Origin of the sequence: Pedobacter punctiformis (assembly GCF_027213715.1) — a bacterium.
Lineage (GTDB): Bacteria > Bacteroidota > Bacteroidia > Sphingobacteriales > Sphingobacteriaceae > Pedobacter > Pedobacter punctiformis.
Map to the genome: position 1 here is coordinate 1 of NZ_JAPWGM010000009.1, position 21349 is coordinate 21349.

The window sequence follows — 21349 nt, forward strand, 5'->3', positions numbered from 1 at the left end:
ATGTGGATTGAGCTGGGCTCTCATACCGACAGCAGAGGCAATGATGCTTATAATTTAGCTTTATCACAGCGACGGGCAGAATCTGCGGTACAATACATCATTAGCCGGGGCATTAGTAAAAACCGGATTGAGGCGAAAGGTTATGGAGAAACGAGATTACTGAACCGCTGTACCAACGGGGTTAAATGTACCCCTGCTGAACATCAGCTCAACAGAAGAACTGAGTTTAAAATCGTGAAGCAATAAAACAGAGAATTAAGATGCCCTTTTTCATTAAAGGAGATAAATTAAACTAATTATATGGCTAGAGAAAATGATTATAGTTTTGAGGAGATTTTAAAGGTCATTGAAGCACATAGGATGGGTAAAAAGAGTAAAGATATATGTGCAGAATTGCATATAGACCCAACTACATTTTACAGGTGGCAAAGACGTTACGGCAAATTTGTAGACAAGTTTGCCGAACTAAAAAATGAAAACGAAAAATTAAAATTCGTATACGAAAGTTTGTTTGAAAGACATGAAGAAATGCTTGAAGCGTTGGATATCTTTTTAAAAAAAATAAAGAATTAAATTAAATCGTATTTACTCCAGCATATTGTTTTTGATTATAAATCCTTGCTGATGATGGCTTTCTATCTTTGGCGCTAAAATACATTGTTCATCTATAAACTAAATTTTCAAACATCTTAAAAATAAATAAGTATTTTAATAGAAAATGTCCGTTCTCTTAAAAGGATTCGAAGTGCCTACAACGGATTTGCATTAGAATTAATTTGTTGGTATAAATTCTGGTTTATTAAATTAATGCACTGAAATTCGAAATAATTCTTCCATTTTGTTAATGCATATTTAATATTTTCATTCAAAAAAATATTGTGTACAGCCTGTTGCAGCGATCGTCGATTTGAGGTAAAAGTGTACGATAGCGTATAAGATATTTGGTTATTTGAATTAAGCTGAAGCGTTAAAAGGCGCAATTTCACTATTATAAAAGACGTAAAACAGTTTTTTCCCTTTCTGAATTAATGTATGAGCAAAATTGTTGACTGTTTTAAAACAAAGCAGTTGTCATAAAAAGATTGTTCCTATGATCAGTTTTATTTTGCCCGGGTACGAATTGTAAGTGAAACCCGGCGAATTGTAAACGAAATTGGTAAATTCTTTAAAAACAATTTATTTGTACAAAAAAGGTAAGCTTATTTAAATTTTACCCATAGGTTTAATATATCAATCAAGTAATAAAACATTGGTTGTGTTTTAATACAGGCATTAAAATTTGCTTAAAGAGAATAAATTGAAAAAATTAAATACCATAAAATTTAAGCTGTCTGTGCTATTGGTTTTTGTAGCAGGCAGTTCATATGGTCAATTCCAAACCGGAAAATTGGACTATAGCTTTGGATTAGGCAAAATTACCTACGCCGTTTTCGAATCGCATAATGCCTCCAAATCAGTTAATGATACTGTGTATTATAAGTTATATAGACTAGGAAACCCAAAACCGGTTGCGAATGAAATTAAGTATGTAGTAAATAAAAACAATCAGGATACATTAAAATCGGGATATTATAATATTGCTGAAAATAGTATTATATTTTTTCAAATCACTAAAAAGGGGTCTGTTGTACAAAGATTGTATACACAAAACAGTAAAGGATTATTAACCTTGAAAACAAGTTATCCCGTCATTACACCACCAATGGTACCTAAGCCTGTTTACCATCCCGAGCCCGTAAATGATAATGGCCCCCGTAAAGTTGAAGACCTCTCATCGCATCCACCAACAGTAGATGCCCCACGAACTTCATCAAATAAAATCGATCAGGAACCAGAATTTCCAGGTGGTACAAGTGCATTTAGGCGTTATTTAGCCGCTAATGTTCAATACCCTAAAGAAGCACGCGAAAATAACATTGAGGGCAGGGTAATTGTCAACTTTGTGGTAGAAACTGATGGTTCAATAGCTAAAATAGAAATAGAAAGAAAATTAGGTTACGGTTGCGATGAGGAAGTGATACGGGTTTTAAAGAAAATGCCAAAATGGAAACCAGCTCAATCAAAAGGGAAACCAATTCGTACTAACGTCAGATTTCCAGTAACCTTTATGTATACCGAATAATTATAAATTATATATGAAAATGGCACGAATTATAATTTCAATATCGCTCATCATCATTGGAATCACAGTTTACTTCCTGTTAAAACCTAAAGTACATAAACTGAAAGATAAGGTTAAGGGATCTGAAAATACATTTTATGTACCTGTTAAATCAAAAACAGGTAAATGGGGATATAAAAATCTGAATGGAAACTGGACAATTCAGCCTAAATTTGATGATGCATGGGAATATTATAACGGACTTGCAAGTGCATCGGTTGATGGTAAGTATTATGGCTTAATTAATACAAATGGAGAATGGGTAGTTGCTCCTGAATATGAGTCTATCGGCAATTATAATAATGGCTACTATTTAGCCTCTATAAAGGAAAACGACTATTTAATAGATGAGAAAGGAAAAGTATTAATTAAAGCGGATGGTTTTGATATAAGTTGGAATCTATTTTCAGAAGGTCTGTTGTCGATCCACGATTATTCAAAAGGATTTGGATTTAAGGACGTAAATGATAATTGGATAATCGAACCAAAATATGTGTTCTCATCCGATTTCTCTGAAGGGCTAGCATCTGCTTCAATGGATGGGAAAAAACGCATTTATATTGACAAAAAAGGTAAAACTGTACTTAGCCTTTCAGATGAAATAGATTATGCAGGTAACTTTAATGCCGGGTTGGCACCAGCACGCATTAATAAAAAATACGGCTTTATCGATAAAAAAGGAATTTTCGTAATTCCACCACAATTTGATAATGCATCAGACTTTTCAGAAGGCTATGCCGTCGTATTCATAGGCGAAAAATGTTTCTTTATAAACAATCGGGCAGAAATACAAACCAATTTAAAAACGTATGAAGATGCTTTAAAATTTGAAAATGGATACGCTTTGGTTCATGAAAACGGAAAGGCGGGTTACATTGATAAAACAGGTACGGTTGTAATTCCGATTAAGTATGATACCGTTTTTGCCTTAAATAAAGGATTTTGCAGAGTGCTGCTTAACGGCAAAGAGTTTTATGTTAATGTTGGCGGTAAAACGTTTATAGATAATTAATTAAAACAGGGGTGAAGCAAAGCTAATGCCTGATAAAAAACAAGAAAATGAAACCTAAATTTATAATTACAGTATTATTTGCCAGTTTGTTTTTAAGTTCCTGTGGTGGCCAAAGCCCTGAAAAAAGTCAATCAGCAAAAAAATACATTGCCTCTTTACAATCTATGAAGTTGGATGATCTTAAACTTCAATTGAAAAAAGATACCGCCCTGCTTAACAAGCTAATAAAAACGGCCACCTTTAAAATGCAATTGACTTCGCACTTTTCTTCAGGAGAAAAAAGTATTGCAAAAAAATCTGTGCCCGAGTTTAATATTAACTACAGTGTTCCAAAAATTACAGAAATCTTTAATGATTATTGCAGGCAGTTATATTTTAATCAGGATTTTAAGGAAAACTATGCTGAAGAAGGACTTAATTTATATAGCCAAGATAGATTTGAATTTGTAAGCAGATATAATCTTACAGATGATAATCATATTATTGAAGCTAAAGACAGCACATTTAAATCATTAGAGCAAGAAATCTGGCCCATAGAAAAAACATATTATTTTAGGGGTAAAAAAATAGCAAAGGAAGATATAGGGCTTAGACGCATAGATAGTATTGAAACTGAAATCCACTTAAAATTTCCTTTGGAATTTGAAAAATTTACGATTGAAAAATCAGAAAAGAATACAAAATATAAAAGTCATATTATCGAAGTAGAAGCCATTAAGGATAATATGGCTAAACTAAAGATACCAACAGAATTATATAGTGATATTATTGGTTATCAGGCATACAATAATCAAAATATTAGAATGAACAGCAATGCTTTAAGTTCTACACCAATGCTCGAAATAAAAAGCAACATTAAAACCGATCTGAAAGAATTACTAAACATTTTTTTGGAGGTGCTTAAATCTAATGATGAAAACAAAGCCAAAGAATATCTAAACCGAATCAATCAAAATCATTTGGATGCAAAAAATAACCTTACAGAATTTGATGCCTATATTACCGGTTTAGCTAAAAATGAAGAGAAAATAAAAGGCCTTGGAGATCTAACGCTGTTTAAAGAAATAGCAGATAAAGGCAAAAAAGTAATTACCTCCGAAAATCAATTTGTTATTGTGGAGTTTCCTGATAATATAAAAACAATTGATGTTTTTACGGCGACAAAATTCGCTTCTCTTCAAAATAAAAAAAATGTAAAATTTAATCCTAACGAGTATACCAGAGGTAAATACTTTGATGTAAATAATCCACATATCATTTACTGCAGTTTTGTACAAGGCGAAGGAATAAAATATGGCATCTCAGATAAAGACGGCAAAAAAATTATAGATGCCAAATATGAAAAACCTAATCAGGAAGGTAATGATTATTTCATCATTAATGATAAGTTATATTGGCTTGATGCAGATGCTAAAAAAATGGTTTCCCTTCCAGAATATGATAATTATATACAAACTTTAAAACCAGGGTACGATGTTTTTGAAAAATCATCAGGAGATAAATCCGGTCTCGGTGTGGTATTAAACCGCAACAAAGTGATTTTGCCTTTTAACTATTTCCGTTTTGATAAATATGAGACATTTATTATTGCTCATAAAAATGCTGATGGCGACGACCTTTACGATTTAAACCTAAATAAATTAGCCAGTAAGGAGATAAAAAAGATACAGGCAATAGATGAATTTATATCCTCTCAAATTAAATACCCTCAACTTTTTATTGCCGAAAATGATAAAGGAAAAAAGGCACTAACGGATAAAAATTTGAAATTTTTAACGCCGTTCAAATTTGAATTTATAAATCCTTTTTTTGAAATAAAAGATTACTACATTGCCGGAATTAGAACTCCGGATGACAGTAATTACTTTTACGGGCTTTTAGATAATAAGGGTAATGAAGTTATTCCTTTTATCTTTGATGACATTGATGATGAGCAGGATGCATCAGGAAAATTAAAATATCGATTGAAACAAAAATGGTTAACAATGAATTTTGAAACCTTTTTAAAAACCTATAGAAAATAAAAATAACCCTTAATAAAGGTTTCTAAATCTACTTAAAAAAATGAGCAAAAACAATCTTGATGATATGATCAATCGTTCTCTTGAATTGAGAAAAAAATACCACGAATTAGAAGTTCAGCATCACGGCTCGAAGTGGACAGTAGAAGAAGATGCTTTAGCATTTTTAACGGATGCCGGTTTGGTAGACAGATACACAATGGCACAACAACAAAGGTGGCCCAAAGCTGGTACTGATGCAGAATTAAAGCATAAACTAGGCGAAAACATTTGGTGGCTTATTGTATTGGCAAATCGAATGGATATTGATATAAAAGACGCTTTAGATCATTTTTTAACCAAAACAGAAAACTTAATTAATAAATGATTTCCTTGCATAATTAGTCCGGACGAAAAGAAAGACTAATGAGTAATATGCACTTTCGATAAAAAATATGCTGTAAAAAGATATAAAGCCACAGTAAAAATGTACATAGATAGGTTTCAAAATATCATCCGTTTTCCTATTTTAGAGCATCAACATATTCTATAAATACGAATGCACATGACTGTTAAAGAAATTCTCGCACAGCTTAAAACGCTTGGAAATGAACAGGTAAGCTTGCGCAATGCAAAGAACGGAGCCGGTGATAACCAGTTTGGGGTTAAAATGGGAGATATCCGTACACTGGCAAAAAAGATTAAAACCAATCATGAACTGGCCAAATCTTTATGGGAAACCGAAAACCTTGAAGCCAGGTTATTAGCTACGCTAATAATCATTCCCCAAAACCTAAGTTCAACAGAAATAGAAACCATGGTAAGTGCAGCCACATTTTCCTGGTTAGCCGATTGGCTCAATGCTTATGTGGTTAAAGAACATCCAGATAAAGAGGCACTCCGTCAAAAATGGATGTTTTCCAATGATATTATGGTTGCACGTGCAGGTTGGAATCTAACTGCGGCACGGGTGGTGCGTAACCCCGATGGACTTGATTTGCCGGGTATCCTGGATCGGATTGAATCCGAAATGCCAAATGCAGCCCCTGAGGTACAATGGACCATGAACTCAACCTTGGCACAGATTGGGATATGCCATTCACAATACCGCCAGCGGGCACTTACTATTGGCGAAACACTTGGTATTTACCGAGATTACCCTGTCTCTAAAGGATGTACCTCACCATTTGCACCCATATGGATTAATGAAATGGTAAGCAGGCAAAAAACTTAATTTAGGACGAATAGGATTACAAATGGCAAATAAAATCGATGAAATGCTGGCCATGTACGGATTGAGTAAAAACGATAGCATTTTACCCCTGTTGGATTTCCTGAGTGAAGAAGAAAGCAGGCTATATTGCTGGAAATTATTACGTACTTATCCCGATCTGAAAAAAGAAAACTGGCTTATTGGAATAGAAGGAGGAGATTACATTTATAGTTTTGAGAACAACTACATCTTAATCACCGATGATATCTGGAGTTTCAACCTGATTGGCAAACCAGCGGTATTGGAGTTACTTGCTAAAAAGATAAAAGCCATAAAGCTATCAGAGCTTTGAGCATCCAAAAAACCTAAACATTAAAAACCAGATTAATTGCAATATTAAATGATAGGCCCGATGAATGGAGAAAAATTAGAACTTAAATGAAAACAAAAATAAAACAGCATATTTTTAAAGCAGTAACGATTGAAATAGCCGGAGCACTGCTTGTTTTCTCACTCCTTTACACTTTGTTTTTTGGCTTAAACGAAACAGTAGAAATCCTTTGCTGGTTGTGGCTTCCCATACTAATCAGTTGTACTGCAGCATACGTCTTCGGGTGGGTTATCAGCAATTGGTTTACTGTACATTACAATTTCAAAAAATGGCAAGGGGTAGCTATCATTTTTAGCTTACTTATAATCAGCATCATTGCAGGGGTATTTGCCCTTTCTTTAGCCAATAATAATGATATTAATGATTTAACTGATGTTTTTCCCGTAATACTTATATTTCTCTTGTTTGGCGGTCTGCCTACCTTAGTGGTTGGCTTTTGGCTCGGAAAACAGTTGGAAGGCAAATAACGGCAATTAGGTGTGTTTCCCTTAAGGGCAAAGTTCCGATTTGTTATGGCTTTTATAACAAGACTATACTAAAAAACAAAACCAAAATAACACAAAATGAATGAAGAAGAACTATCCAAATTAACAGACCAGGAATTGTTGCAAGAAGCAAAAAAAAGGAAATCAACCTCCATAATTAATGCTGTATTTATTGGAGTAATGATTGGAATTATAGCTTTCAGCATTGTGAAAAACAGTCTTGGATTTTTCACATTAATCCCTTTGTTTTTTGCATTCAAATTATTTAACAATTCTAAGAACAATAAAGCCCTGGAAAAAATTTTAAAAGAACGAAACCTGAAATAAACGACGGTACATCATTACGAATTATAATTTAATCCCCGCGAATTGTAAATGGTTAACAGTTCTTTGTTATAAAAAAGATTCTTTTGTAAGAAACAATGCTGATGAGGTAATGCTATGTGTTAATCTATATACCGGTGGCATGGCCAAACCAGACAAAAAATAACCAAATAAAACAAAAACAAGCGCACAATAATGGTACACGGATATTATACCAAACTTATAAAAACGCAAAAAATTGATGCCCTGTCGTGTCCGCACTGCAACTCAAATTACAATATGCAGTACGAAACCTACTGCAAGGTTCATCACATTATGTTTATTCCATTCGTTGCCGGAAAAAAAACAAGTTCAATAGGGTGCAGCAAATGTGGTAGCCATTATAAACCAGCTGCATTTGCCCAATACACACAGGCAGCGCTTGATTTTACCAAACAAACCAAAAAACGCTGGTATCACTTTAGTGGCCTTGTATTGCTTTTAGTTTTTGTAGCCGCAGGCGCAACCCTTATGTTTATGGGCAACAGAGAAAACAAAAAGCGGATGGCAGATAACTTTGCCAATTTAAAAGCCGGATGTGTTATTTACTACAGCAAAGCCAAAGATATCAATACCAGTATGTTGGTCAGCAGAGTTGTAGCCGATACCGTATTTGTGCACGAAAACAAGCGCAGTACAAACCGGAATGCTTATTATATAGATGACTCTGATAATTACTATAAGGAAGAAACTTATTTTTTAAAAAGCCAGCTAAAACAATGGTTAGAGGATAAAAAGATTACCGATGTATCAGAGCCCCAAACCTACGCAGAATGATTTTCCGGATAGTGGATAGAAAAAAGTTTTTGCTCACAGTGTTGCCTATACTAGGCTTAATTGCCTATGTGGTAATTAAATATGCAGATATAGATTGGATAACACTCAATAGCATGCGCACAAAACTATTTGGCTTTGCTTTGTTAATAGTTTGCCTGGCAATTATTACATTTTTAAGTAAAAAATTTGGCGTAGATTATGAATTTCAAATTAATAATGGACAATTGTTTATTACTAAAGACAGATCACACCACATTACTTTACCCCTTAACGAGCTGGTTATGCTAAAGGTATTTGAAAACAATAAAATTTACTTTGTAAGAATGTTTGATGCCAGCGGACGTAATTTTTTCACATTCAATAATTCCTATACCCAAATACCACTTACCAATGTCATATCGTTTTTCAATGCCCATATAAATTTAATAACCTGCAATGAAGAATATCCTAAAATGGGTGGTAGAAAAGTAGATTATATCAATAAAACTTATTTATAATGAATGTAGTAAATCAAATCAATGCTTCACAAAAAAGCAAAAAGACAAAAATAATATTAATTGCCGTACTGGCCTTTGTCGTTTTAATGGGGATTATGATATTACCCTTTTTCATTAACCCCAAAGCCTTTTACGATGAGAAAGATGGCAAACTATATTTTGGCAGCAAAGAACTAACCGGAATAAACCCCAGCGAATTTAAAACCATTGATTATAATGTAGCAATAGATTGTACACGGGTTTATTACAATGGTAAACCAGTTGATTTTATCGACCGTAAGACATTTAAGAACTTAACCAGAGAATTTTATGCAGATAAGAACGGTTTATACTATGAAAAAACTTCTCTGTATGCCAAAAATAAATTAGTGCCTTTGGAAGGAAGTTATGATAAAGCCACTTTTCATTCATTGGGTTATCAAACTACTTTGTTTGCGGATAAGACAAGTTTGTATGTAATTGATGCTTTTTCAAATCCACCTTTAAAAAAGATAGAAGTATCCGGTCTTGATGTGGCTACGCTGCAATCTTTACACAACAATTGGTTAAAAGATAAAGCAAAGGTTTATTTTGAAGTGTGGGGTAAAATTAAAGTTTGCCCGGAGATTGATGCCGCCAGTTTTGAAGTGCTTAGTTATAGTGTTGCTAAAGATAAAAATAAGGTATACTATATTACCCGAAATTTAAAAACAAAAACAAAAGATGCTACGGAGACAGACGATTATGCGGTGTTGGAAGGGGCCGATGCTCCTACATTTAGGATGGTAAATGAAAAGTATTATCGCGATAAAAACCAAGACTGGACCATTTCAAAAAAAGGAGAAAAAGTGGAGTACAATGCCCCCGAAGGTAGAAAAGCAAATACGCCTGCACCAGTAAATGAAGCAAATGATATGGCCGAAAAAGCAAGGCAAATGGCAGAAAAAGCGGCCGGGAAAAATTAAGAAAGGAGATAACCTAAAATCAAATTAAGAATACAAGCATCGTTACGCGGATAATAAGAAAACAATAAAGGCGTAAAATAACCATCGCCCATTCACCGATTAGGAGAAAATAACGGTTGAAATAACGAATTGTAACTCAAACCCCACGAATTGTAAATCGTTTCTTAATTAAATTCCAGCTAAGATATATTTGAATAGGAATGAATTAAAAAATCATTAAAAATATTAGTGCCTTATGGAAACCCAAAAAACACTTAATAATCTCGAAAAAATAAAAGCAGTAGCAATAGGTTTCGTAGGCGCAGGCATATTTGTCAGGGTACATTATATTTTAGCCCTCAACGCAGCTATAACATTCCCCGAATACTATATCCGGTTTTTGAACTGCTGGGTAATAAAGGTTTGGCTGTAGCTATGATTATTCTGGGTTTAGGCTTGCTTTATTTTGGCTTTGCCAAATGGAAAAAAAACAGTGGCAATGCAGGTATTTACGGCGTTATTGGCCTGGCCTCTTTAGCTGTATTCTTTGCAGTTTTACTACTTGCCGTAAATAAAAAAACAAGTACCGCAGATTTGATGAAGAAATCTGAAGAAACCAGAAATAAAGCGATAGCCAGTATAAAAGAAATGGATAAACCCGATTTTGGAAATAAAGAAATAGACAATCATTTTACCACATTTCAAACCAACCTGAAGCAATATAAAGATGCCGTTGCCCAAAAAGATACACAAGCCATAAAAATGAAAGAAGAAGAGTACACAAAATGGAACGAACAGTCTGTTGTGCTTATGCAGCAGCTAAACACCGCTGAAGAGAAGCAAAAAATGGCTTTATACCTGGGTAAATTAGGAATGGAATGGCAAGAAATAAAATAAATAATCAGCTCTTTTGTAATTAATGCTCAATACCGCTAAATAAAACGCTCTCTTTTTTATCTTTTGCCTTAACGCATAAATTATCACTGTAAGGTTAAAAGGTAAATTTTTAATAATTCTGCCACTTTATCTATACTCTTAATTACGATTTCTTCAGGAGAACCCTGAAAAACGCTGCGGTCTTCAAATATTTTGTTCTCACCAATAATTCCGCAGGCAAACATCGTTCCTACCGGCTTTTCCATGCTCTCACTACCGCCTGCAGTCGTCAGGCCCGTAACACCAATACAAATATCAGCCTCAATTAATGCTAAAGCCCTGTTGTAATGGCATAAGTAACCTCAGCCGATTCTGGTGTAAACTCTTCAATCAGTTTGTCAGAAACCTTTAAAATGCTTTCTTTCAACTTCGCATCGTAACAAACCAGACCACCTATTAAAAAAATTCCAGAATCTTTTGAAAGGCTGAATTCAGAAGCAAGCCGGCCCGCACTTGCGCTTTCAGCAAATGCAATTGTAAGCCTCTTTTCGGTCAGCATTCTTCCGCATTCATTTATTACAGTTCTATTTATGGATACCGTATTATCTATTTATATCAGATACATTTTAACGCTGTTAAGGGATAGGTTTAGCTCTTTTTGATATTATAAACAATTTATTTAATGTTTGGTTTATTGTTTCTATATTCGAATAAATTTCCCCTATTACCACTAAACCAATCGGCTTATTTAACTAAATGACGATGAAGATACATTCCGAAGTTTCTCAACAAGAAGGTATGCGGCTGCGTAAAAATACCAGTCAGCAAGGTTTTATGCTTGCCGCTATAGTAAACTCTTCTGACGATGCAATTGTTAGTAAAGATCTTAATGGTATTGTAACGAGTTGGAACCGCTCTGCACAAAAAATGTTTGGCTATTTAGCTGAGGAGATGATTGGTCAGCCGATATTAAAACTTATACCACCAGATCGTAAGCATGAAGAAGTTGAAATCCTGGCTAAGCTGCGCAAGGGAGGTCATGTTGATCATTTTGAAACCAAAAGAGTTACTAAATCAGGAACGATTATCGATGTTTCGCTTACCATATCGCCAGTAAGGAATGGACGTGGCAAAATAATCGGTCTGTCGAAAATAGCAAGAGATATTACCGAAAAGAAGCTGGAGCAACAGCGAAAAAACGATTTTGTGGCTATGGTTAGTCATGAACTTAAAACGCCTTTAACTTCTATTAAATCCTACATACAGCTTTTGTTACGGCAAGCCAAAAAAACAGAAGATCATTACGGTACCAATGCACTCTCAAAAGTAGATGAGCAGGTAAAAAAGATGACCACAATGATTCGCGATTTTTTAGATCTTTCCCGTTTGGAAGAAGGAAAAATGCCTTTAAATAAGTCGCAGTTTAGCGTGCAGCAGTTTATGGATGAAATCGTTTCTGAAGCAAAAATATTACTGGCTGAACATAACATCAGGTACAACAGTTGCAATGATGCAATATTAAATGCCGACCGCGATAAACTACAGCAAGTGATGGCAAATCTATTGTCCAATGCGGCTAAATATTCATCAAAAGGTAGTACCATAACCGTTTTATGTGAACAAGTCAGGCAAAAAGTTAAATTTTCGGTAATTGATGAGGGTATAGGGATTGACACAGAAGATCAGAAAAGACTTTTTGAGCGATTTTATAGAGTAGGAGGTGAACAGACAAAAAATATTTCAGGATTTGGTATAGGTCTTTATCTCTGCTCGGAAATTCTTCGACTCCATAATTCAATAATCACGGTAGAAAGCTTGCCCGGTTCCGGTTCTACTTTTTCTTTCTCAATGGATATTGTCGACAACAATCTATAATTTGAATGTATTCATACCCAATTCTGAGATATAATTCTTCAAATGATCCCGCATTGGAAGTTAACAGGGTAGAATTTGCGAGTTTTGAATGATTTGAAAAATTTCACTGGTCTATCAATGTTCATGAACGCTGATTGTACCCAATCCTCTCATTAATCTCCTGAATGCATAAATAAGCTCTTTGTGCTGGTTAAATTCATCTTTAGGGTGGGCAATAACGGGCGATTTCTATAATCCGGGTATTTCTGGGTATATATATTCACAAATCTCAATTTATCTTCTAAATATTTCGTTTGTAACATTTAGGATAGGTAAACCCATACCTGCCTTTCGTCAATCCGTAATTCACTTTTGTTGGTTTAATCTATCTCAAAGATTTAAGCGTATAATATTTGCCCTTTACTGATCAAATAAACAGTGGAGCCTGGACTCCCATCTTCACAAATAATGATTTTGAATTTATGATATTAAAATTTACTAACAATAAGTTAAATTCAATTGCAGGTATTCTTAAAAAAACGACCTCATTGATTTTTATTTTCTTGCTGTTTACCCAGCTTGCAAAAGCAACCGATTTGTATTGGGTTGGTGGTTCGGGTAATTGGGGTGATGTTAACCACTGGTCATTAACTTCAGGCAACACAGGAGGTATACTTTCTACAAGTATCCCTCAGGCTGGAGATAATGTAATATTTGATGCAAATTCTGGTTTTACAGCTGCAAATAAAACAGTTAATGTCAATCAGGCTTCCATTTGTAATAATATTACAGCTTCGGGTATTGCCGTAAATCCGGTATTTAATGGCACAACACTGGAAATCAGAGGAAATGCTTCTTATCAAACGGGAACAATAATCAATAATACCCTTTATTTTAAGGGGGCAGGGGCAAATACAGTTGATTTTAATGGAGGGGTAACGGGTTCACCTTATATATATTTTCAAGGTACAGGCTCCTGGCTGATTAACGGAACTTTAAATAGTACCGCAAAAATTTATTTTATACAAGGAACTTTAAATTTTGGTTCAAGTAATATAACAGCCGCTTATTTTGATGAGAGTGGTTGTTGCGGTACTGCGCCTGCGATAGTAGAACCCCGCTCTTTAAATTTGGGCTCATCAATAATTACTTTAACAGACCGAAACTCTCAGTCTGGAACAGGCTATATAGCATCGTGGAATTATACCGGAACAACTTTAAACGCAGGTACTTCGCAAATTAATTTAACAAAAGGTGCAAACGATGGCTACGGAGTCTTTTTTTATGGTAAAAATGGTCACGTTTATAATAATGTGAGTTTTACAAATACTGTTGATCCATCAAGTACAAACTCTTATAGCTGGTATCAGATAGGTTCGGGAAATGTTACTTTTAATACGCTGACATTTGCAAATTCAGGTGTTATTAACTCTTCTTGTACCATAGGAACTTTAAATCTGGCGAAATCCAAATCTTATTATATATATGGAACACAGACAATTAATACTATTAATAATCCTACAGCACCCTGCGAACCACTTTGGTCTTTATCCAGTAATAGTTCTCAGGCCACCATCAATAGCCCAAATCCTATTACATTAAACAATGTAAGATTAAATTATATAAAAGCAGTAGGAACGGGGCCTTTTATAGCAAACAATGGGATTAATGTTGGCGGAAATACAGGATGGACATTTAATGCAACGCCAAAAAATTTATATTGGATTGGTGGCGGTGGGAATTGGACTGACCCCTTACACTGGACAACCAATAATGACGGAACACCAATTACGGGAGGTTGTGTGCCAACCCGTAATGATGATGTGTTTTTTAATTCGTTTTCCGGTACAATTTCATCTGTATCTCCGGTCGTTATAAATTCGACTGATGCAGAGTGTAAAAATATTACCTGGAATGGAGTTGCAGGCACGCCTGTTTTTAAGACTTCTGCTGCGGCTAACATTTTAAGCATTTATGGTTCCAGTACCTGGCAGACAGGAATGCTTTATCAGGTGGCAACCACAAATTATATGTCGGCGAATGCAGGAAATACACTTACTTCAAATGGTGTGACTGTAGAGGGAAATACCTCTTTCTTAGCAACGGGGGGCTGGATTTTTAATGATGCATTTTTAAGTCCTTTAAACGATATTAATTTTAGCAATGGAAATTTAAATACAAATGGTCAGGCGGTAACGGTAAGAGATTTTGGACCGGTTAACTCTGGCACTGGTATCAGAACGTTAAGCCTGGGCAGTTCTTTAATAACTGTAAACAGAACCTGGAGCTATATGAGATATTTTAGCGGGCCAGTAGTCAACTTAAATGCAGGTACCAGCCAAATAAACATGGTAACAAGCGGGGTTACTTTCTATTATGATTCAGGACTTACTTATAATAATATAGCTTTTACAAATACAAGTGGAACTTCGAGTTTAAATAGTTTAGGATCAACAGCGGCCTGTACAATCAATACCTTAACCTTTGCGGGCGGAGGTTCCATTAACTCAGGAGGAAATCCTACGCCGTTAATCATTACCAATCTTAATTTAGCGGCATCAAAAAAATATGTTTTGGGCACAACGATGGAAGTTAAGGTTACTAATTTAAATGCCAATACTCCGGGTTGTGTAGCTTTGTTGGAATTAAGCTCTTATACAGCGGGAACAAATGCAAAGTTAAACCTGGTTAATCCTACGGTAATTACCAATGCTAAAGTAACTGATATTAATGCCAACGGTGCAACGCTTACCGTTGCCGGAGGTATAAATGGGGGAAATAATTTAAATGTTTTAATTACTCCAACTCCTCCACGTAATTTTTATTGGATTGGAGGTACAGGTAACTGGAGCGATCCGACACACTGGACGCTTAATACAGATGGAACTGCAAACCCTGTAGGTGGATGTTTGCCAAATGCTATTGATAACGTTTTCTTTAATCAGTATTCAGGAGCCAATTATACTGTAACGCTGGATGTTGCCGGAAACTGTAATAATATGACCTGGGAAGAGGTAGCAGGTAGTGCACCTGTATTAAAAGGTCTTCAGGCAGCCCCTCTTAATATCGGAGGTTCATTGGTTTTACAAACCGGAATGGATTTCGATGTTGAACGTACAAATTTTACAGCAACTACAACAGGAAATACGATTACTACTCATGGTGTTAGTATGGATTATACTGCAGTGAATCAGTCAAGTAAAGGTGTCTTTTTTTATGGTACAGGTTCATGGACATTGAATGATACCTTTAATGTGAAAAACTTCGGCCTTAAAAATGGTACGTTAAATACAAATAACCAATTAATTAATGCTGAAAACTATTATTCTGAATATACAACCGGTACTACAAACAGAATCCTGAATTTGGGTTCATCTACAATTAATATTGCAGGTTATTGGGATGGTGGAAGTATTAATACGCTTAATGCCGGTACAAGTACGATTACTATTAATGCAACGCTGCCTGCTACAAACGGTACTGGTGGAGGTATATATACAGGAAACTTTAATGGAGGAACAGGGCTTACATACAATAATGTAAATTTTACAAATGCAGCTGTAACAGGTACTATTTATGGTTTTTCAACAGCGAGTGCCAATATTTTTAATAATGTTGCTTTCAATGGCAATGCTTCAATTGGTAATTCGAATACATTTAACATACTTACCCTGGCACCTAATAAAACCACCACCGTAATGGGCGGAGCCACTCAAACGGTAAATAATATTATCAATAATACAACTTGCGGCTTATGGGAATTAACAGCCGGATCGCAGGGAACAATTAAGTCTGCTAATAACATAACATTTAATAATGCTAAAATATCAAATATAAAAGCCACTGGTGGCGGAACCTTTAGTGCAGTAGGTATAGACAATGGAAACAATACAGGTATAACCTTTGGCACACCAACCGGTACAAATTTTTATTGGATTGGGGGCTCAGGTAACTGGACTGATCCAACACACTGGACCACAAATGCTAATGGTACACCTTCAGGTGGCACATGTACGCCTACCAGATATGATAATGTGTTTTTTAATCAATATTCGGGTACAAGTCCTAATATAGGTCTCAGCGGATATACAGAATTTCATGATATGACATGGGCGGGAGTACCTGGAACACCTGTATTATCTGGTGGATGTTGTGATGGATTAATGACTTCATTCGGATCCATGACATTACAGTCTACCCTTGCAGTATATGGCGGAATCAAATTTGCATCAACGGAGCCTGGTAAAACCATTACAACTAATGGAGCTAAATTAATAAATAATGGCAATGCCCAGTTTATCGGAACAGGCGAGTACATATTTATGGATGATGTAACTGTTGATGGTTCATTAAGTATTGTCAATGGTACACTTAATACCAATGGCAAAACAGTTAAAATACTTAATTTTAGCGGTAGTGGTACTAATACAAGCTTAATACTTGGAGCCTCAAATATTTATACCACTTATAATGGTGGTTTTACATATACCGGTACTAATTTAGATGCAGGTACAAGTCATATTTATTTAACACAGTCTTCAACTGTTTTCACAGGTAAAGATGGTGCCATTTATAATTCTATAACCTTTACTGGAAATGCCAATTTATACGGTTCAATTACAACCAAAGAATTAATTTTTAGCGCAACAAATGGTACAAGTCAAATAGAAGCAGGTAAAACCATTACAGTTAGTAATTTATTGCAAATGAGCGGTACCAACTGTGCAACTGCTAAGGTACAATCTACAGTAGCAGGCACGCAAGCAAATTTATGTGTAAGCAATGCTGCAAGTACAACTTTCAATTTTATTGCAATAAAGGATATCAATGCTTCCTGTTTGCCATTTACTATTTTGCCACAAAGTACTAATGGAGGCAATAATACCAATATGACTTTTCAACCGAGTTCGGGTGCTGGCATTGGTGCTTTAGGTGCAGACAGGACTTTATGTGCATCAGATCTTCCTGTCGTATTAGATGCTAGTGGATTTGCACCAAATGCAAATAGTACTATTCAGTGGAAAAATATAACCACCAATACAAATTTAGGAACAGCTGTTACGCAGTCTATAACAGCAGGTGGAAAGTATTCTGTAACCGTAAATTATGGTACCGGATGTACCGTAACAGATGATATTATAATTACAGCTAAACCTGCAGCAGAGGTGGGCGATATTATAGCAAATAATATAAATAATTGTAACGGTGAAACCAGTACAACATTAACGGCCTCATTAACAGCATCCAGCACAATTGTTAATCCGTTATTTACCTGGTATGATGATGCTGGCCATACAGTTAATTTGGGTACCGGAACTTCAATTGTTGTTACACCAACCGCTAATAAATCTTATTGGGTAACAGTTAAAGGAGATAATGCTTGCGAAAGTTCAAATAAACAAGTGGATGTAACCTTTGGAAGTTTGGCTAAACCAACTATTACTGCAGGCGGGCCAACCACATTCTGTCCTTCTGGAAATGTAATTTTAACTTCTTCAGCAAATTCAGGTAACCAATGGTATAAAGATAATGTATTGATTTCCGGTGAAGTCAATCAGACCTATGTTGCAACTACAGGCGGAAGTTATACCGTAATTAATACTTTAGGTACTTGTACAAGTGATCCGTCTGACGCTATTGTAATTACGGTTACCGATACAGAGAAACCAATTAAACCTGTATTGGCAGATGTAACTGGCGAATGCGGTGTTACGGTAACGGCTCCAACGACTACAGACAATTGTTCAGGCACGCTTACAGGCACGACCAATGATGCTTTAACTTATACCACTCTGGGTACACACATCATTACCTGGACTTTTACGGATGCTGCAGGTAACATCGAAACGGCTACTCAAAACGTAATTGTTCAAGATGTCACCAAACCGGTAAAACCAGTATTGGCAGATGTAAGTGGGGAGTGCAGTGCAACAGTAACGGCTCCAACGACCACCGATAACTGTTCAGGCACGATTACAGGTACCACTATGGATCAACTAACTTATACCACTCAAGGTACACATATTATTACCTGGACTTTTACAGATGCTGCAGGTAACGTGGAAACCGCTACTCAAAACGTAATGGTTAAAGATGTCACCAAACCGGTAAAACCAGTATTGGCAGATGTAAGTGGGGAGTGCAGTGCTACAGTAACGGCTCCAACGACCACAGACAATTGTTCAGGTACAATTACGGGTACGACCAGTGATGCTTTAACTTATACCACTCAAGGTACACATATCATCACCTGGACTTTTACAGATGCTGCAGGTAACATCGAAACGGCTACTCAAAACGTAATGGTTAAGGATGTCACCAAACCGGTAAAACCAGTACTGGCAGATGTAAGTGGGGAGTGCAGTGCTACGGTAACGGCTCCAACGACCACAGACAATTGTTCAGGTACAATTACGGGTACGACCAGTGATGCTTTAACTTATACCACTCAGGGTACACATATCATCACCTGGACTTTTACAGATGCTGCAGGTAACATCGAAACTGCTACTCAAAACGTAATCGTTAAAGATGTCACCAAACCGGTAAAACCAGTATTGGCAGATGTAAGTGGTGAGTGCAGTGCTACGGTAACGGCTCCAACGACTACCGATAACTGTTCAGGCACAATTACAGGCACGACAAGTGATGCTTTAACTTATACCACTCAAGGCACATATATCATTACCTGGACTTTTACAGATGCTGCAGGTAATGTGGAAACTGCTACTCAAAATGTAATCGTTCAAGATGTTACCAAACCGGTAAAACCAGTATTGGCAGATGTAAGTGGCGAGTGCAGTGCAACAGCAACGGCACCAACGACTACCGACAATTGTTCGGGAACGCTTACAGGCACGACCAATGATGCTTTAACTTATACCACTCTGGGTACACACATCATTACCTGGACTTTTACGGATGCTGCAGGTAACATCGAAACGGCTACTCAAAACGTAATGGTTCAAGATGTCACCAAACCGGTAAAACCAGTATTGGCAGATGTAAGTGGGGAGTGCAGTACTACAGTAACGGCTCCAACGACTACCGATAACTGTTCGGGCACGCTTACAGGTACGACCAGTGATGCTTTAACTTATACCACTCAGGGTACACATATCATTACCTGGACTTTTACAGATGCTGCCGGTAACGTGGAAACGGCTACTCAGAACGTGATCGTTAAAGATGTCACCAAACCGGTAAAACCAGTATTGGCAGATGTAAGTGGGGAGTGCAGTGCTACAGTAACGGCTCCAACGACTACCGATAACTGTTCAGGCACAATTACAGGTACCACTACGGATCAACTAACTTACACCACTCAGGGTACACATATTATTACCTGGACCTTTACGGACGCTGCCGGTAACATTGAAACCGCTACTCAAAACGTAATTGTTAAAGATGTCACCAAACCGGTAAAACCAGTATTGGCAGATGTAAGTGGCGAATGCAGTGCAACAGCAACGGCTCCAACGACCACCGATAACTGTTCAGGCACAATTACAGGTACCACTACGGATCAACTAACTTACACCACTCAGGATACACATATTATTACCTGGACCTTTACGGACGCTGCCGGTAACATTGAAACCGCTACTCAAAACGTAATGGTTAAAGATGTCACCAAACCGGTAAAACCAGTATTGGCAGATGTAAGTGGCGAATGCAGTGCAACAGCAACGGCTCCAACGACCACCGATAACTGTTCAGGCACAATTACAGGTACCACTACGGATCAACTAACTTACACCACTCAGGGTACACATATTATTACCTGGACCTTTACGGACGCTGCCGGTAACATTGAAACCGCTACTCAAAACGTAATTGTTAAAGATGTCACCAAACCGGTAAAACCAGTACTGGCAGATGTAAGTGGGGAGTGCAGTGCTACAGTAACAGCTCCAACGACTACAGACAATTGTTCAGGAACGATTACAGGTACAACCAGTGACGCTTTAACTTATACCACTCAAGGCACATATATCATTACCTGGACTTTTACAGATGCTGCAGGTAACATGGAAACGGCTACTCAAAACGTGATCGTTCAAGATCTCACCAAACCGGTAAAACCAGTATTGGCAGATGTAACAGGTGAGTGCAGTGCTACAGTAACAGCTCCAACCACCACCGATAACTGTTCGGGCACGATTACAGGTACAACAAGTGATGCTTTAACTTATACCACTCAGGGTACACACATCATTACCTGGACTTTTACGGATGCTGCCGGCAACATCGAAACGGCTACTCAAAACGTAATTGTTAAAGATGTCACCAAACCGGTAAAACCAGTACTGGCAGATGTAAGTGGGGAGTGCAGTGCTACGGTAACGGCTCCAACGACCACAGACAATTGTTCAGGTACAATTACGGGTACGACCAGTGATGCTTTAACTTATACCACTCAAGGTACACATATCATCACCTGGACTTTTACAGATGCTGCAGGTAACATCGAAACGGCTACTCAAAACGTAATGGTTAAGGATGTCACCAAACCGGTAAAACCAGTACTGGCAGATGTAAGTGGGGAGTGCAGTGCTACGGTAACGGCTCCAACGACCACAGACAATTGTTCAGGTACAATTACGGGTACGACCAGTGATGCTTTAACTTATACCACTCAGGGTACACATATCATCACCTGGACTTTTACAGATGCTGCAGGTAACATCGAAACTGCTACTCAAAACGTAATCGTTAAAGATGTCACCAAACCGGTAAAACCAGTATTGGCAGATGTAAGTGGTGAGTGCAGTGCTACGGTAACGGCTCCAACGAC

Annotated in this window: 16 protein-coding genes and 1 pseudogene; 16 read left to right on the top strand and 1 reads right to left on the bottom strand. The window is 36.7% G+C overall.

Features of this window, described 5'->3' with window-relative positions; genetic code table 11:
• From O0955_RS17995 to O0955_RS18060, 14 genes are all read left to right on the top strand, one after another.
• Window positions 1-246: OmpA family protein (locus O0955_RS17995; protein ID WP_269428952.1), on the top strand; the 246-nt coding region annotated here is incomplete at its 5' end.
• 54 nt (window positions 247-300) lie between these two features.
• Complete coding sequence (locus O0955_RS18000; protein WP_269428953.1) at window positions 301-573, top strand: helix-turn-helix domain-containing protein; 273 nt, start codon at window positions 301-303, stop codon at window positions 571-573.
• Window positions 574-1297: 724 nt separating this feature from the next.
• Window positions 1298-2122 carry an energy transducer TonB gene (locus O0955_RS18005; RefSeq protein ID WP_269428954.1) on the top strand — a complete coding sequence of 275 codons (825 nt, stop codon included), beginning with the start codon at window positions 1298-1300 and terminating at the stop codon, window positions 2120-2122.
• Between the two features lie 19 nt (window positions 2123-2141).
• The gene (locus O0955_RS18010; protein ID WP_269428955.1) at window positions 2142-3173 is read left to right on the top strand and encodes a WG repeat-containing protein; all 1032 of its coding nucleotides are present in this window, start codon (window positions 2142-2144) and stop codon (window positions 3171-3173) included.
• A 47-nt stretch (window positions 3174-3220) separates the two neighbouring features.
• A complete protein-coding gene (locus O0955_RS18015) occupies window positions 3221-5197 on the top strand; it encodes a WG repeat-containing protein (RefSeq protein WP_269428956.1) in 1977 nt (658 codons plus the stop codon).
• Window positions 5198-5237: 40 nt separating this feature from the next.
• The gene (locus O0955_RS18020) at window positions 5238-5561 is read left to right on the top strand and encodes a nucleoside triphosphate pyrophosphohydrolase family protein (RefSeq protein WP_269428957.1); all 324 of its coding nucleotides are present in this window, start codon (window positions 5238-5240) and stop codon (window positions 5559-5561) included.
• Between the two features lie 177 nt (window positions 5562-5738).
• Window positions 5739-6407, top strand: coding sequence for a DNA alkylation repair protein (locus O0955_RS18025; RefSeq protein WP_269428958.1), 669 nt, complete (start codon window positions 5739-5741; stop codon window positions 6405-6407).
• A 22-nt stretch (window positions 6408-6429) separates the two neighbouring features.
• Window positions 6430-6738: a hypothetical protein gene (locus O0955_RS18030; RefSeq protein ID WP_269428959.1), complete on the top strand. Its 309-nt coding sequence runs from the start codon at window positions 6430-6432 to the stop codon at window positions 6736-6738.
• A gap of 86 nt (window positions 6739-6824) precedes the next feature.
• On the top strand, window positions 6825-7244 hold the full coding sequence (locus tag O0955_RS18035) for a hypothetical protein (RefSeq protein ID WP_269428960.1): 420 nt from the start codon (window positions 6825-6827) through the stop codon (window positions 7242-7244).
• A 96-nt stretch (window positions 7245-7340) separates the two neighbouring features.
• Window positions 7341-7589 carry a hypothetical protein gene (locus O0955_RS18040; RefSeq protein WP_269428961.1) on the top strand — a complete coding sequence of 83 codons (249 nt, stop codon included), beginning with the start codon at window positions 7341-7343 and terminating at the stop codon, window positions 7587-7589.
• Between the two features lie 192 nt (window positions 7590-7781).
• Entirely contained in the window at window positions 7782-8402 is a 621-nt protein-coding gene (locus tag O0955_RS18045) for a zinc ribbon domain-containing protein (RefSeq protein WP_269428962.1), read from the top strand.
• Window positions 8399-8899, top strand: coding sequence for a hypothetical protein (locus tag O0955_RS18050; RefSeq protein WP_269428963.1), 501 nt, complete (start codon window positions 8399-8401; stop codon window positions 8897-8899). The genes O0955_RS18045 and O0955_RS18050 overlap by 4 nt, the downstream gene beginning before the upstream one ends.
• Entirely contained in the window at window positions 8899-9843 is a 945-nt protein-coding gene (locus tag O0955_RS18055) for a DKNYY domain-containing protein (protein ID WP_269428964.1), read from the top strand. Before O0955_RS18050 ends, O0955_RS18055 begins: the two co-directional genes overlap by 1 nt.
• A 414-nt stretch (window positions 9844-10257) precedes the next feature.
• Entirely contained in the window at window positions 10258-10719 is a 462-nt protein-coding gene (locus O0955_RS18060; RefSeq protein WP_269428965.1) for a hypothetical protein, read from the top strand.
• Between the two features lie 83 nt (window positions 10720-10802).
• On the opposite strand, the pseudogene O0955_RS18065 reads toward O0955_RS18060, so the two are convergent.
• Window positions 10803-11257, bottom strand: a pseudogene (locus O0955_RS18065) (CinA family protein).
• Between the two features lie 203 nt (window positions 11258-11460).
• Between O0955_RS18065 and O0955_RS18070 the strand changes: the two are divergent.
• Window positions 11461-12573, top strand: coding sequence for a PAS domain-containing sensor histidine kinase (locus tag O0955_RS18070; protein ID WP_269428966.1), 1113 nt, complete (start codon window positions 11461-11463; stop codon window positions 12571-12573).
• Between the two features lie 461 nt (window positions 12574-13034).
• Window positions 13035-21349, top strand: an 8315-nt coding sequence (locus O0955_RS18075) for an HYR-like domain-containing protein (protein ID WP_269428967.1), incomplete at its 3' end; no start/stop codon positions are given.